Annotated in this window: 13 protein-coding genes and 1 rRNA gene; 4 read left to right on the top strand and 10 right to left on the bottom strand. The window is 37.3% G+C overall.

Annotated features, from left to right (window positions below; all coding sequences use genetic code 11):
* Positions 1 to 58: ribosomal RNA gene (locus GKP30_RS16155) — 16S ribosomal RNA — on the bottom strand; the annotation flags it as partial.
* Positions 59 to 335: 277 nt separating this feature from the next.
* Positions 336 to 1,202: a nucleotidyltransferase-like protein gene (locus tag GKP30_RS16160; RefSeq protein WP_216830500.1), complete on the bottom strand. Its 867-nt coding sequence runs from the start codon at positions 1,200 to 1,202 to the stop codon at positions 336 to 338.
* A gap of 209 nt (positions 1,203 to 1,411) precedes the next feature.
* Here GKP30_RS16160 and GKP30_RS16165 point away from each other — a divergent pair, with 209 nt between their 5' ends.
* Positions 1,412 to 1,762, top strand: a complete 351-nt coding sequence (locus GKP30_RS16165; RefSeq protein WP_216830501.1) for a YgzB family protein — start codon at positions 1,412 to 1,414, stop codon at positions 1,760 to 1,762.
* 20 nt (positions 1,763 to 1,782) lie between these two features.
* Here the strand turns inward: GKP30_RS16165 and perR are convergent, their stop codons facing one another.
* From perR to GKP30_RS16205, 8 genes are all read right to left on the bottom strand, one after another.
* Positions 1,783 to 2,220, bottom strand: a complete 438-nt coding sequence (perR, locus tag GKP30_RS16170) for a peroxide-responsive transcriptional repressor PerR (protein ID WP_216830502.1) — start codon at positions 2,218 to 2,220, stop codon at positions 1,783 to 1,785.
* Between the two features lie 123 nt (positions 2,221 to 2,343).
* Positions 2,344 to 2,634: a cyclic-di-AMP receptor gene (locus GKP30_RS16175; RefSeq protein WP_328703173.1), complete on the bottom strand. Its 291-nt coding sequence runs from the start codon at positions 2,632 to 2,634 to the stop codon at positions 2,344 to 2,346.
* A 25-nt stretch (positions 2,635 to 2,659) separates the two neighbouring features.
* Complete coding sequence (locus tag GKP30_RS16180; RefSeq protein ID WP_216830504.1) at positions 2,660 to 3,610, bottom strand: D-2-hydroxyacid dehydrogenase; 951 nt, start codon at positions 3,608 to 3,610, stop codon at positions 2,660 to 2,662.
* Between the two features lie 27 nt (positions 3,611 to 3,637).
* Entirely contained in the window at positions 3,638 to 4,108 is a 471-nt protein-coding gene (gene bcp, locus GKP30_RS16185) for a thioredoxin-dependent thiol peroxidase (RefSeq protein WP_216830505.1), read from the bottom strand.
* 64 nt (positions 4,109 to 4,172) lie between these two features.
* Positions 4,173 to 4,595: a potassium channel family protein gene (locus GKP30_RS16190; RefSeq protein WP_216830506.1), complete on the bottom strand. Its 423-nt coding sequence runs from the start codon at positions 4,593 to 4,595 to the stop codon at positions 4,173 to 4,175.
* 99 nt (positions 4,596 to 4,694) lie between these two features.
* On the bottom strand, positions 4,695 to 5,480 hold the full coding sequence (locus GKP30_RS16195; RefSeq protein ID WP_216830507.1) for an ABC transporter permease: 786 nt from the start codon (positions 5,478 to 5,480) through the stop codon (positions 4,695 to 4,697).
* Positions 5,481 to 5,483: 3 nt separating this feature from the next.
* Entirely contained in the window at positions 5,484 to 6,278 is a 795-nt protein-coding gene (locus GKP30_RS16200) for an ABC transporter permease (RefSeq protein WP_216830508.1), read from the bottom strand.
* Positions 6,268 to 7,278, bottom strand: a complete 1,011-nt coding sequence (locus tag GKP30_RS16205) for an ABC transporter ATP-binding protein (protein ID WP_216830509.1) — start codon at positions 7,276 to 7,278, stop codon at positions 6,268 to 6,270. Before GKP30_RS16205 ends, GKP30_RS16200 begins: the two co-directional genes overlap by 11 nt.
* Positions 7,279 to 7,431: 153 nt before the next feature.
* Here GKP30_RS16205 and GKP30_RS16210 point away from each other — a divergent pair, with 153 nt between their 5' ends.
* The 3 genes from GKP30_RS16210 to GKP30_RS16220 all read left to right on the top strand — a co-directional run bounded on the left by GKP30_RS16210 (position 7,432) and on the right by GKP30_RS16220 (position 14,993).
* Positions 7,432 to 8,724, top strand: a complete 1,293-nt coding sequence (locus tag GKP30_RS16210) for a glutamate-1-semialdehyde 2,1-aminomutase (RefSeq protein WP_216830510.1) — start codon at positions 7,432 to 7,434, stop codon at positions 8,722 to 8,724.
* A 454-nt stretch (positions 8,725 to 9,178) separates the two neighbouring features.
* Entirely contained in the window at positions 9,179 to 13,666 is a 4,488-nt protein-coding gene (locus tag GKP30_RS16215) for a glutamate synthase-related protein (protein WP_216830511.1), read from the top strand.
* Between the two features lie 244 nt (positions 13,667 to 13,910).
* Positions 13,911 to 14,993, top strand: a complete 1,083-nt coding sequence (locus GKP30_RS16220; RefSeq protein ID WP_216830512.1) for an FUSC family protein — start codon at positions 13,911 to 13,913, stop codon at positions 14,991 to 14,993.
* Positions 14,994 to 15,081 lie beyond the last annotated feature (88 nt).

A 15,081-nucleotide genomic window follows, 5' to 3' on the forward strand; every position in this document is an offset into this window, starting at 1 on the left:
GCATGTATTAGGCACGCCGCCAGCGTTCGTCCTGAGCCAGGATCAAACTCTCCATAAAAGTGTTTGATATAGCTCACAGTCACAAACGTGACGTTTTTTAAAACATTGACGAGATATCATGTATCTCTTTATTTCGCTTGGCTTTTTGTTCAGTTTTCAAAGAACTTTTTTCGTCGTCCTGATGGCGACTTTTAAATTATAACACCGATAAAATGTTTTTGTCAACACTTTATTTTCGTTATTATTCTTTCCTAAAATAAAAACATCGCCGCAACAGCGACGATTAATAATATATCACATCCATTTTTGTAGGTCAATACTTTTCAAAAGTTTTTTTATCTGCATTCGTACAAGCGATGGTAAATCCCCTTAGCTTTCGTTTCTTTATGAATAACTTCTACTACACCTTTTTGAACTAAGAAGCTAACTAACAGTTCTAAGTCAATGGAATACTCCTTTAACTCTGGGTGCTCCATTAATTCTGAAATCGTCCAAGGATCCATCGATCTGTTCATAATTTTAAGAATGTGCATACTCCCCAGCTGCGCTTTTGAAGTAATCGCAAATTCATTCGCAAGCAGGACTAACTCCACTCTTTTCTCAATCGTTTCATGACCTAATAGAAGTTCCTGATAAAGTTTAAACGTTTCTGGTTCAATATGTTTTACTTGATCCCAAACAGTAACCTCTGGATAAAACCCTCTTTCGATCACAGAAAGCCTCGCTTGGTGATGAAGCGCATGTAAAATATGATTAAAAGCATCGAAGTAATTCTCAGATTGATACAAAGCTTTACCCTTTTCAAATCGACGAATTAATTTTGAAAACTCAATTCCGAGTTTTTGCTGTCTTTCTTCAAACGGAAAATCATTTATTCGTTTTTTCATATTATAGACATATTCATTTCGATCAAAAAGAACTTTCCCTTTAAATACCCAGTCAATAAATCGACGATTAGAACCTGTAATCATCCATTGAAAAAGACGATCTTCATCAATAATGTTCATTGAAACGGTCTTATCTAAGTATTCATAATGTCTAACTAACCATTCACTGCTACCCTTTTCCTTAATAATTAATAGGATAACATCATGACCATCAGTAATAGTATCGAAACCAGACTCCTTCTCTACTATTAATATCCCCAACGTATCTGGCTCACTCGCTTTATCCTGATACAACTGTCGTAACATTACTTCCATCAAGTGGTCCCCTCTCTACAAAACACTACTAGAATATCGGAACATACTACTATAATTACTATTCCTAAAAAATTTCTCCACTCTTTAATATAATAAGTCAAATAATTCTTCGACAAGAAAAACCAAAACCCTCTTCTATTTATAAAAAGCTATTAAATAATTTTTTTAGATTGAACTCTATGCTATACTAAAACAAGGAGGGAACTACTATGTCTACTAAATACTCAAATAAAATAAATAAAATAAGAACATTTGCCCTTTCATTAGTTTTTATAGGGATTATCGTTATGTATGTAGGAATTTTCTTTAGAAACTCTCCTATAATTATGTCCTTAACGATGTTACTCGGTTTTTTATTCGTAATAGCTAGTACAGTTGTTTACTTTTGGATCGGTATGATTTCAACCAAATCAGTAAAAGTCGTTTGTCCTAATTGTAATACAGCAACGAAAGTACTCGGCCGAGTGGATGCGTGCATGAATTGCAACGAGCCATTAACATTGGATCCAGAGCTTGAAGGTAAAGAGTTCGACCTTAAATATAACCGCAAAAGAAGCTGATGCCATTGGCACCAGCTTTTTTAATGAGTTGATTTCTTTTTACAATCTGGGCATACTCCATAGATTTCCATACGATGGTTAGTTACGTCGAAGTTCGTAACATGTTCAGCAAGTGTCTCCACTTCATCTAAACCTGGATAGTGAAAGTCGACGATCTTTCCACAATCCGTACAAATGACATGGTAATGATCAGTTGTAACACAATCAAAACGGCTGGATGAATCCCCATATGTTAACTCTTTTACAATCCCTACTTCTTTAAACATCCGTAAATTATTGTAAACCGTAGCAACACTCATATTTGGAAAACGGCCTTCTAATGCTTTATAGATGTCATCCGCTGTTGGATGAGTCATCGATTCATATAAATACTCTAGGATTGCATGACGCTGCGGAGTCATGCGAACCTTTGTTGTTTTTAAAGAATCGATCGCTTCCTGCAGGAGATGTTTGGTCATCGTCATGCACCTCACTTTCAGAACAACAATTCTTAATTTATAATGTTTATAAATAGTATAATTAGTTTTCGGTAAATTGTCAATGTTTCCACTGTACTTTCAGTCAAAACTAAGGGTGTAAAGTTATTGACCTTGAAGTAGCGGTATGAGAGCTGGACTTGTTGGAATAATAAACGACGTGTAGCGATGCGACACCGACCTTTTTTTACCTTTTTGCTTTTCTACATGTAAGCACGCTTCTTGTAATGATTTCCGTAAATCCTCAAGATCTTTTTCTTCAACACCAAATAAAAATGTTGTATTTCCTTTTCTTAGAAAACCACCTGTACTCGCTAATTCTGTCATCCGAAAGCCCTTGTACTTTAACTGTCTTTCCACTTCATTAGCATAGTAATTTTCCATTATGCAGATCATTAACTTCAATCGTGCATCCCCTCTCTTAATAGCCTATGTTAACATCTATTAAATTAACCAAATCATTCTTACCCTGACTATACAATCCAAGGTTTTCTTTAAATATTTCAAATGCTCGATATTGATATTGAGGAGAAACTCCTGAAATGTGAGGTGTAATCGTTACATTGTCCATTGACCAAAAAGGGTGATCCTTAGGAAGCGGTTCTTGTTGAAATACATCCAATACCGCATGAGCAATGACTTTTTCATTTAATGCCTTTATTAAATCATCTTCAACTACTGTTTGACCTCTACCTATATTTATGAAAACACCGCTTGGTTTCATCACTTTAAAAAATTGATCATTAATCATTAACTTCGTCTCTTCTGTACTCGGAAGAACAGAAACTACATAATCAGAAAGTTTAAGCATATCGCCAAGAGACTCCATCGTAAACATCTGATCAATATATTCAACTTTCTTACCACTACGATTAATACCCAATGTTTTCATCCCAAACGCTTTAGCGAGTCTGGCGATTTCAGATCCAATCGCCCCTACACCTATAACTCCTATTGTTTGAGTGTTAATTTCAGTCATAGGTAGACGCCGATTCCAATCTTTATTCTCTTGTTGGTGTAATAGTTCTTTTGTTTTTCTGGCAACCTGCAATATCATTCCTAAAGTGTATTCTGCCATTGGCTTTTTATGGATCCCTTTTGCATTTGAGACAAGTATTCCTTTACTTTTTATTGCACGAAAAGGCAATTCTTCAACACCTGCTGAAATGACCATTATCCATTTTAATTTTTGTGCTTGTTTAATATGTGTTTCTTGCAGGTCTTCTCCGTATGTTATTAGTATTTCTGTATCCTCAAGATCTTTTCCTACTTCATCTATATTAGAATAAAAATGAAATGTTACCGATGGAAACTCTTCTTTCAGTCGTTGTTGTATATCTGGTTTTACTTTCGCAGATGAAACAACCTTCACATCGATCCCTCTTTTCACTTATGGTTATTATGCAAGGTTTTCTTTTATATAAGAAAGAGCTTCCTCTACATGACCTTTCACCCTAACCTTACGCCATTCCTTAACGATCTTTCCTTCTTTATCAATAATAAAAGTCGATCTTTCAATTCCCATGTATTCTTTACCAAAATTCTTTTTCAACTTCCATACATCATATGCTTCAGCTGCTTCATGATTTTCATCAGCTAGTAATAAAAATGGAAGTCCGTGCTTATCTATAAATTTTGTATGACGATCTACAGGGTCTGGGCTTACTCCTAAAATAACCGCATCCACATCTGAAAAACTTTCATGATGGTCTCTGAAGTCACAAGCTTGAGTTGTACAACCAGGAGTCATATCTTTCGGATAAAAATATAAAACAATATTTTTACCTTTGAAATCCTTTAACGATACCGTTTCTCCATTATTTGCTGGCAATGTAAATTCAGGTGCAGTTTGTCCAATTTCTACAGTCATTACTATCCCTCCAATTGTATTCTTTCCTTTCGTATAGATTAACGAAACTTGTCGCTAAGTACAACTAATCTGAACGTTTGTCCATATATATTACCGTCGTTACAACAAAAGCAGCTGGAAGTACATATCCAATTAACGCCTGCAGCATAGCGATTGGTCGGCCAAATCCTAAAGGCGTAATATCCCCGTATCCGACTGATAATAAGGTTACCGCACTAAAATACATCGTATCTTCTATGAGGTGTAAGACATTCCCGCCGACATGCCTCTTCCCTTCAGTGAGAACGGTATACCCTGCCATTTCAAAAGCCATATATAAGGCACCAAATCCAATGGTAATCGTTACATATACGATAAAAAGGACCAGAAAATTTCGAAGCGAGAGTGCTTGACCTCGAACTGGGCGGTTTTTTAATAACAACAAAATACTCATAAGAACTCCAAGAACAGCTATCAATATAACGGTTAATATCAATAATTCCCCCATAAAACCACCTCTAACCCACTTTATGTGCAAATTAGAAAAAATAGGACAACTCACAACTTTTTGCTAGAGACAAAAAAGGTGAAGAGTTTCCCCTTCACCTTAGTTTCCTGCTCCTCGATATTTAGTTACACCAACATTCCATATGAAGATAGCTAATATAAAGAAAACAATTCCCATTACTGGTGTTAACGCTGCATATATGAACCACTCTTCTCTTCCAAGGAAGTAGGCCGATGGATATACCCCAACAAAAGCAAACGGTAAGATCCAAGTTAAAATAAAACGAATAACTCCATTATATATATCAACAGGATATCTACCGTAGTTCCCAATATTGTACATCATCGGCATAAAGTCTGTTTTACTATCTGACCAGAAGCTAATACTTGCAAGCATCGTAAAAATACTTCCATAGATTAAAGCACCGCCAATGACTAACGCAATAAATATAAACGGATCGTACCAAGAAAGTGACAATTCTAATTGTATCCCTGCGTAAATCATGATCGCCATACCCGTAATAACCCCAAATAACGATTCCAATTCCATTCGTTCTAGCACAATTTGAAACAAACTATGAATGGGGCGAGTTAATACTCGGTCCATTTCCCCTTTTACAATATACCTATCATTAAAATCCCAAATATTAAAGAACGATGTGAAAATTGCATAAGGAACAAGGAAGAAACCATAGATGAAAATTATTTCCTCGCGACTCCAACCACTTAGAAATGACGTATGACCAAAGACAACTAGAATAAAAATGAGATTAACCGCCTGAAATAATAAATCAGAGAAGATTTCTACAACCGTATCCACCCGATACGTAAGTCTTGTTTTCAAATATTGAGAGGCGTATTGAAAAAACATGGATATATGAAACATCATTTAGCCTCCTTGTACTACCATTTGTTTTCTAGCAATTACCCATAAAACCTGGATTGGAACAACTAAAATAATTGCCCAAATGAATTGAATGGCTAACCCTTGCCAAACTTCAATTTGCGTAAAGCCTTCGGTAAAGATCATACTCGGAATATAACTAATCGCCTGAAACGGTAAAAACATCATCACATTTTGTGCCCAAATCGGATAAAAGCTAATAGGAAGTAATAACCCAGAAAACAGGTCAATAACTACACGCTTCCCTCTAATTAACCCAGTATTGTTATAGAGGAAGAACGTTAAAATTCCCGTAAGTAGATTTATTTGCGTATTAATAATAAAACTGAACAGAAGAGAAACAACAAAAAATAACCACGTAGAAGGACTTGCCGAAAATGTAATTGGGAAAATGATCCAAACTATCACCATACCAGGAACCGAGAAGAAAAATAATCTAAACAACCCTTCTCCAAGTCCTTGCATCGTCTTCATACCTAAGTAACTGTAGGGTCTAATAAGCTCAATAGCGACCTTTCCTTCTTTAATTTCCTGTGCAATCTCGCGGTCAATATTATTGAAATAAAACGCCCTTGCCATCCAAGCAACAGCAACATAGGTTGTCATTTGTAATACAGAGAGGCCTTGAATTTCATCGTTCCCCCCATAGATTGCCATCCATAAAAAATAATAAGCACCTATATTAATACTATAAATTAAAATCCCACTATAGTAGTTTGTACGGTAGGCAAGCATCATGAGGAAACGAATTCGAATCATCTCCACATATTTACTTGCCATAGAATACACCTTCTTCGTAAATATTACGGATAATTTCCTCTGTTGAAACTTCATTGATTCTCATATCCGACAACTTGAATTGGCTAGCTACTAAACTAATAATCTGTGAAACAACTTCTTCCTTTGTAACGACAGCTACCCAAACATTTTCTTGCTCACCTTGTTTCCATTCAACAGGCAGCCCTTCTGTTACATCCATTAATTTAGGTTTCACAACAACTTCATCAAACTGGAACTGTATCTCTTTCCCTTGCCCCCAGTTTCCACGCAAGTCCGCTAATGACCCATCATAAATGATTTTTCCTTCATCGAGCATAATGACTCGCTCACATAAAGCTTCAATATCACTTAAGTCATGTGTCGTTAATAGAATGGTTGTATTAAATCTTTCATTAATCTTCTTGAGAAATTCTCGAATTTTCAGCTTCACTAGTACGTCGAGACCTATAGTTGGCTCATCTAAAAATAATAAAGGCGGGTTATGAATTAATGCTGCAGCTAATTCACACCGCATTCGTTGACCTAAAGAGAGTTTTCTCACAGGTTTATCTAACAATGGTTCCAAATCTAATGTTTCAATAATTTCCTTAATATGAGGTTCATATTGTTCATCTGGAATATTGTAGACCTTCTTTAGAAGTCGAAACGATTCTTGCACCGCAATATCCCACCAGAGCTGTGAACGTTGTCCAAAGACAACACCAATGGTCCTTACAAAGCGCTCTCTCTCTTTATGAGGGTTCATACCATTTACGATAACCTCCCCCGCACTTGGCGTTAAGATCCCCGTCAACATTTTAATCGTCGTTGATTTACCTGCACCATTTTCACCGATATAACCAACCATTTCTCCCTTTTTTACTTCAAACGAAATATTATCGACAGCGGCTAGTATTTTATAATTTCTCGTAAGTAAATCACGAAAAGCTCCCTTTAGACCTGAACGACTTGAATAGGATTTAAACTCTTTTCGTAGTTCACGCACTTCTATCGCATTCATAATTACACCTCTCCTATATATCCTCGACGTTCATATTTAATATACTTATCTATTTTTTATAACTAAACTAGTTTAACGCAAACCCCATTTTCGCTCAAGATTAGAGCTTATGGTAAAATGAACTAGGTAAATTTACGTTAAGAGGTGTTAACAATGAATCACACGAAATCTGAAACCCTTTATGGTGAAGCAGTTGAACATATCGTTGGAGGCGTTAATAGTCCTTCACGTTCCTATAAAGCCGTTGGTGGCGGAGCTCCTGTTTTTATGGAGCGAGGAAAAGGAGCTTATTTTTGGGATGTTGATGGTAACCGTTACATTGATTATTTAGCAGCCTATGGGCCAATCATTACAGGGCATGCTCACCCACATATTACAGAGGCGATTACAAAGGCAGCCGAAAATGGAGTACTTTACGGTACACCTACAAACTTAGAAATTAAATTTGCAAAGATGCTTAAAGAAGCCATTCCTTCGATGGAAAAAATTCGCTTCGTTAACTCTGGAACTGAAGCAGTCATGACAACGATTCGTGTTGCGAGAGCTTATACTGGCCGTGACAAGATTATTAAATTTGCAGGCTGCTACCATGGACATTCAGATTTAGTATTAGTTGCTGCTGGGTCTGGTCCTTCAACACTTGGAACTCCTGACTCTGCTGGTGTACCGCAGTCGATTGCCAAAGAGGTTATTACGGTACCATTCAACTGTCTAGATAGTTTTAAAGAAGCATTAGACAAATGGGGTCATGAAGTAGCCGCAATCCTAGTTGAACCGATCGTTGGAAACTTCGGAATCGTTGAGCCTAAAAAAGGCTTCTTAGAGGGAGTTAATGAATTAGCGCATGCAGCAGGAGCCCTGGTTATTTACGATGAAGTCATTACAGCTTTCCGCTTTATGTATGGCGGCGCACAAAATTTATTAAATGTAGAACCTGATATGACCGCACTAGGGAAAATTATCGGGGGTGGACTGCCAATCGGTGCATACGGCGGAAAAAAAGAAATTATGGAAAAAGTCGCACCACTAGGGCCCGCTTACCAAGCTGGAACGATGGCTGGAAACCCTGCATCTATAAGCGCAGGTATCGCCTGCTTGGAAATTCTTCAAGAAAAAGGATTATACGACCGACTGGATCACTTAGGTGAAATCCTCGAAACTGGTATACTCGAACATGCAAAAACATACAATATCCCGATAACATTAAATCGCTTAAAAGGGGCTTTAACTGTTTACTTTACTGAAGAGAAAATAACAAACTATGAACAAGCAGAAAACAGTGATGGTGAAATGTTCGGTAAATTCTTTAAACTCATGCTTGAGCAAGGGATTAACCTCGCCCCTTCAAAATACGAAGCTTGGTTCCTTACGATAGCACACACAGAACAAGATATTCACCAAACCCTCAAAGCTGTAGAGCACGCATTTATGAATCTAAGAAAATGAATATTTATGCATTAAATACAACCAGAAAAGAAAACCCTTTTCTGGTTTTTTTATTGGAAAACCCCATGAAAACGCTTACACAATCATTATTTACTTACTCACTTTTCAGGGTAATTCCCGCTAAATTTGAATGACAATATCAAAAAAATGAATAAAAATAATTGAAATTATTCATTCCTCATGATATACTTGCTATACTATTCTGACAATTAGAACCTTCTCTATCGGGGTTCTATTTTTGATATGTTAGAATAGTATTTTGACAAGCTTTAGAGTCAAGAAGGCTGTTCGAAAAGTTCACAAACAGAGAACATGGAACTAGTTTCTTGAGTACTTAAAATTTGTTTCGGTATTTTTTGTAAGGTTTTATTACATGGTTACACACTGCTTGCAAATTTTTCGAACATGCACTTTCAACCTTAGGAGGTGAAGGTCAGACGATCTGACCATTCAGATGAAAAAAACATGGAGTCCAAGTACATTCAAAAACTTTAACACAATTGAACATGATAGCTGCGGTATTGTATCTGTCATGGAAAAGGCAAAAAAGCCAACGAAAAAAAACATTGATGACTGTATTGATGCTTTAGTTAAGATGAATCACCGTGCTGGCTTTATTAACGACGAAGGTGATGGAGTTGGGATTCACATTGACATCCCTAAAGCGTTATGGGAGCAAAAGCTAACAGCAGCTAATGTAGATAGCAGCCTCGCGCAACGCCAAGACTTTGTTGTTGGACATTTATTCATTGATAAAAAGGTTGACACAGAAGCTGCAAAAGAACGAATTCGTACGTTAGTTACGAAACATGAATTTAATCTTGTCTTTGAAACGGATCAAGTAACAAATAGCGATGCTTTAGGGCCACTAGGTCGGAAAGAAGAACCAGTATTCTTCCAAGTTGCTTTACTTCCTAATTTTGATATCGCTAAATTAAATCTAGCAATCTATAATCTAATGCTAGAAATTGAAGAAGATACAAATGTTCACGTTGCTTCATTAAGTAATTACTACGCAATTTATAAAGTCATGGGTGCTGGCGATGTTTTACCGCGTTATTATGATGACCTCGCTAACACGCTTGTGGCATCTGCTATGACTCTTGGCCATAACCGCTACTCTACAAATACCTTATCTACATTTTTCCGTGTCCAGCCTTTTAGTATCATTGGGCATAATGGTGAAATTAATACCATTTCAAAATTACGAGATGAAGCTCGTATGATTGATGTTCCACTCGTTGACGGAGCTAGTGATTCCCAAGACTTAAACCGTGTAATTGAAACAATGATTTACAGACATGGATACAGCCTATTCGAAGTATTAGATATTTTATTCCCACCAATCGTAAATGAAATTAAAGCATTACCTGAACACCTACAAGATTTATATACTTATGTTAGAGAAGCTTGGGGGCATTTTGCACAAGGTCCAGCAGGTATTATTTCTCGCTTTGGTAATGAAGCAGCATTTAGTGTCGATGCACTTGGTCTTCGTCCAGTATGGATGATCGAAAATGAGACATCATACTATTTTGCTTCAGAACAAGGAATTATTTCTTCTGCAGAGTTTGTCTCAGAGCCAAAACCTTTAGCTCCTGGTGAAAAAGTAGGACTGAAATGGAACGATGATGATACATTATCTGTCTACTTCCAAGATGAGTACCAAGAAGAAGTATACCAACGCTTAAATAAAAGATTAAATGTAGCAGGAAGTCATCTAAGATTAAACGCTCCTGCATTAGAAACAAATAAGAAAGTTTCTAGCTTACCATTAAAAGTAACGAATAATCATTACGCTGCATTTGGATGGGACCGGGAACACATTCAAATGGTTGAACAAATGGCTGAAAAAGGTGTTGAACCAATCCGCTCTCTTGGCCATGATGCACCATTAGCAGCTTTGCACCAAGGTCGTAAAAACATTGCTGATTTTATTAAAGAAAGCGTTGCTGTTGTTACAAATCCAGCAATCGACCGCGACCGTGAAATGGAGCATTTCTCCACACGCGTTATTTTAGGGAAACGCCCTTCGCTTTTTGATCATGAAGAAGGTCATACAAACTTAGAGCTTTCTTCACCTATCATTGTTGAAGGAGAAGCTGGAGTTTATTTAACAGAACAAACAGCACACCCATCCTATGAACAAATCGTCAATTACTATACAAACCTTGGAAGCAGTTACGTATTATCAGCAACATTTACTAAAGAAGAAACAGTAGCTAAGGCGTTAAAGCGTCTCGTCGAAGAAGCAGCAGAAGCTGTACAAAACGGTAAAGAGCTTATCGTCATTGATGACGCAAAATCACATGTTGACGGGAATCTATGGATAGACCCACATCTAGTTACTTCTGCTATTGACCAAGGTTTAACAGAAAAGCAAGTTCGTCGTAATTGTTCTTTAGTAGTGCGTTCTGCATCCATCAGAAGCCTACATGATATCGCTGTTCTTTTCGGCTTAGGTGCAGATGTTATTAATCCGTACCTATTAATTGCAACAGTTTGCGGCGATTCAAATGAGCCTGTCTTAAAAGTAATTGAAGCATTAAATAAAGGTTTAGAAAAAGTAATTTCCACAATTGGTATTCATGAGCTGCGAGGTTACGGACGATTATTTTCTGCGATCGGCTTAAATACTGAAGTGTCTGATGTTCTTAACATCGTTAACTTCCTTGGTTCAGATGAATTAAGTTATAACTTTGAAGAAATGAAGAAAGATGCTTTAGAACGTGTAGAAGACTTTGCAAGTGACAAAGCACGAGCAGGGAAATCTTTTCACTTTTTCCCTCGAATCTGGAAAGCAATTGGTGATATTGCATCAGGTTCAGGAGAATACAGTCAATATAGTCAAAAATTAAAAGACCAAGAGGAAAGCAATCCAATTTCTATCCGTCACCTTGCAGACATTAAAAAATCTAATAAAAAGGTTCCAGCAGAAAATGTTAATGTTGGAGTTAACAAACACAGCCTTCCTTTCATCATCAGTTCGATGTCTTTCGGTTCACAAAACGAAATTGCTTTTAGAGCATATGCCGAAGCTGCTGACCGTCTAAATATGATTAGCTTCAATGGTGAAGGTGGAGAAATTAAGGATATGCTTGGTAAATATCCGAACACACGTGGACAGCAAGTTGCTTCTGGACGTTTCGGAGTAAACGCTGAGCTTATTAACTCTACAAATCTAATTGAAATAAAAATAGGTCAAGGAGCTAAGCCTGGAGAAGGTGGTCACTTACCAGGTTCAAAAGTAACTGCGAAAGTTGCTGCTGCTCGTAATGCAACACTGGGCTCAGATTTAATTTCACCTTCAAATAACCATGATATTTATTCGATCGAAGACTTAGCTCAAATGGTTACAGAAATTAAAACAGCTAATGACCAAGCAAAAGTTTGTGTTAAAGTTCCAGTCGTTCCTAACATCGGGACAATTGCAGTTGGTATTGCAAAAGCTGGTGCTGACTACATTACCCTAAGTGGATTTGATGGCGGTACTGGTGCAGCACGTGTTCATGCCCTTCAACACGTTGGTCTTCCAGTTGAAATTGGTATAAAGGCTGCACATAATGCTTTAGTAGAGTCTGGCCTCCGTCAAAAAGTTGAACTTTGGGCAGACGGCGGGATGCGTAGCGCACTTGACATTGTTAAAATCATGTTGCTTGGTGCTAACCGCGTTGGATTTGGTACATTAGCAATGATCGCTGTCGGTTGTACAACATGTCGCGGCTGTCACTTAGACACATGTCATGTCGGTATCGCAACACAAATCGAATCAGAAGCTCAAGCGAAAGAACACGGTCTTCGTCGTTTCGTTCCTCGTCAATTTGACAATGCTGTTCAAGGGTTAATGAACTTGTTTACAGCGTTTGGAAAAGAGCTAAAAGCATTAACGGGTGCACTCGGTTTCGAAAATACGCAAGACCTAGTAGGACGTTCTGATTTACTAGAACAAACACGTGGAACGGACTTAATGGATTTAAGTAATATGCTACAAGTCATTGCGGCTCAAGATGTTCCAATGTTACCGCAACTCGAAGTTGCTGCTTCTTCTGAAGAAAATCAACTGGCTGTAGCTGCCGGTGCAGAATATCTGGACTATAATGTAGAAGATTTAAATAAATCTAGAGAGTTCAGAGGTGTGACTGCTGAGCAACGAATTCTCGGAAGTCGCGTCTCTTGTCACCGTGTGAGAGGTCACTTAGATGGCTCTTATCGCAATCTTCCTGAAGTTAAACTAAGCTTTAAAGATGGATCAATTCCTGGAAATGGTCTAGGTGCTTACAATAGTGAAGGAATTGCTATTCACGTAGATGGCGGCGCACAAGATGGGATTGGTAAGACATCTTTCGGTGGTCAAATGATGATCTTTAAAGCAAAAGGAAAAGATGGCAAGTTCTACAATGGATCAGTTGGTAAAGGAGCTGGTTATGGGGCACAACAAGGTGTATTCATGTTCCAAGGTAACGCCGATGCTCGTGCTGGTATTCGTTTATCTGGTGCTGACATGATCTTTGGAGGTCGCTTGACGAAACCATTAAAAGAAAACCATTATGCTAATCTAGGAGTCAATGCTAACCTTAAAGGATTTGCATTCGAATACATGACTAACGGACGCGGAGTTGTTTTAGGTGATCCAGGTCCATGGATTTGTGCTGGTATGACAGGTGGAGTCGTTTACCTTCGTCATCAACCAGAACTCGGTCTAACAAAAGAAGCATTACAAGCTCGTATTGCAAAAGGAGCTAAAGTGGAGCTTCAACCGCTTTCTGAAACTGGAAAAGCCGATTTAAATGAGCTTCTAGGGCTTTACCATGATCGTTTAAGTGAATACGGTCAAACAGAAGAAGCTGAATTAATTGCTGGTCTACTTAAAGACCTAGAAACAAACTTCATGCAGGTAATTCCTGTTAAGCAACAAGCAGACCCATCTGTATCAACAGAATAATACGTTTATAATCGCCCTCTCCATTGAGGGCGATTTTTTATACTACATAACTTTTGAATTGCTTTTGAGTTAAATGACCTACCTTATGTCTCATTACATTTTTGTTAACAATATAATATTGAGGAAAATTATGTTACCTTTATCTAAAATTACTTTTACTACTTGATTATTTTTTTATTAAGGTGTATATTACGTCATTGTCTTAGTTTTTAAATGCCTGTTAGCATGAAAGGGTTGTACGAATATGAAATTAGGTGCAAGAATATTTAAGACAGGTTTGGCAATCATTTTATCGTTATATATTGCAATATGGATCGGTCTAGAGAATCCATCTTACGCAGCACTTGCTGCAACATTTGCCGTGCAACCGTCTATACATCGTTCGTTTCAAACAATACTAGAACAAATTCAAGCCAATATTATTGGTGCCGTCCTTGCAGTCATCTTCGTACTCACTTTCGGCCCAGACCCATTTGTTGTTGGCTTAGTAACTGTTATCGCAATTGCCATTATTATAAAGCTAAAGCTAGAGGCATCTACAATACCACTTGCAATTGTAACAATTATTATCATTATGGAAAGCCCAGTAGATAACTTTATTGAATTTGCTTCATTTCGTTTTCTACTTATCCTTATTGGTGTATTTTCTGCATTTATCGTAAACTTAGTTTTCATCCCACCTCGTTATGAAACGAAACTTTATCATCAAGTTGTAGAATACACCGAACAGACCATCCAATGGACGATGTTACTTTTACAACGTGACGCGGATCATAAAGCCATGCGTAAAGATCTTTCGATGCTTCATGAAAAAATGGTGAAGCTTGAAAACCTTTTTTTACTATACAAAGAAGAGCGAAATTACTTTATAAAAAACAAATATAGTAAAGCCCGTAAAGTTGTTTTATTTAAACAAATGATCTTAAGTAGTCAAAAAATCTCAACGATCTTAAAAAACATAGAACGACGGGAAAATGAATTATTTCATATGCCAGAAAATCTTCAGGATCTCATCAAGGATCAATTAAGACGACTAACCGATTATCATAATCGGATTTTGCTTCGTTATGCTGGAAAAGTAAATTCACAACCAAGCCCTGAAGTTCTCGAGGAAATAGATGAGGGTAAAACCAATTTAATGGAAAGCTATTTAGACTTATATGAACAAGCCGAAATCAGCAAAGAAGAATGGCTTCACCTCCTCCCAATCATTTCTCATATCATGGAATACGAAGAAAAATTGGAGCATTTAGACCATCTAGTTGACAGTTTCTTTACGTATCATAAAAAGGAAAACAAAGTCCTTGTACAAAAAGAAGAAGAATAAGACATATACTGGTCTTATTCTCGGTTTATCAGTGCAACTTTCGATTTTTCGGCGCAACAATAAAAAAGGTAGCAGACACAACTACGTG

Origin of the sequence: Alkalihalobacterium elongatum, from assembly GCF_019024285.1 — a bacterium.
Lineage (GTDB): Bacteria > Bacillota > Bacilli > Bacillales > Bacillaceae_F > Alkalihalobacterium > Alkalihalobacterium elongatum.

What these genes read in the sequence shown, in the direction of transcription:
- GKP30_RS16165 (WP_216830501.1), top strand. Translation starts at nt 1,412, where the DNA reads ATGTCTACTAAATACTCAAATAAAATAAATAAAATAAGAACATTTGCC.
- GKP30_RS16205 (WP_216830509.1), bottom strand. Translation starts at nt 7,278, where the DNA reads ATGAATGCGATAGAAGTGCGTGAACTACGAAAAGAGTTTAAATCCTAT.
- GKP30_RS16215 (WP_216830511.1), top strand. Translation starts at nt 9,179, where the DNA reads ATGAAAAAAACATGGAGTCCAAGTACATTCAAAAACTTTAACACAATT.
- GKP30_RS16210 (WP_216830510.1), top strand. Translation starts at nt 7,432, where the DNA reads ATGAATCACACGAAATCTGAAACCCTTTATGGTGAAGCAGTTGAACAT.
- GKP30_RS16175 (WP_328703173.1), bottom strand. Translation starts at nt 2,634, where the DNA reads ATGATCTGCATAATGGAAAATTACTATGCTAATGAAGTGGAAAGACAG.
- GKP30_RS16195 (WP_216830507.1), bottom strand. Translation starts at nt 5,480, where the DNA reads ATGTTTCATATATCCATGTTTTTTCAATACGCCTCTCAATATTTGAAA.
- bcp (WP_216830505.1), bottom strand. Translation starts at nt 4,108, where the DNA reads ATGACTGTAGAAATTGGACAAACTGCACCTGAATTTACATTGCCAGCA.
- GKP30_RS16160 (WP_216830500.1), bottom strand. Translation starts at nt 1,202, where the DNA reads ATGGAAGTAATGTTACGACAGTTGTATCAGGATAAAGCGAGTGAGCCA.
- perR (WP_216830502.1), bottom strand. Translation starts at nt 2,220, where the DNA reads ATGACCAAACATCTCCTGCAGGAAGCGATCGATTCTTTAAAAACAACA.
- GKP30_RS16190 (WP_216830506.1), bottom strand. Translation starts at nt 4,595, where the DNA reads ATGGGGGAATTATTGATATTAACCGTTATATTGATAGCTGTTCTTGGA.
- GKP30_RS16220 (WP_216830512.1), top strand. Translation starts at nt 13,911, where the DNA reads ATGAAATTAGGTGCAAGAATATTTAAGACAGGTTTGGCAATCATTTTA.
- GKP30_RS16200 (WP_216830508.1), bottom strand. Translation starts at nt 6,278, where the DNA reads ATGGCAAGTAAATATGTGGAGATGATTCGAATTCGTTTCCTCATGATG.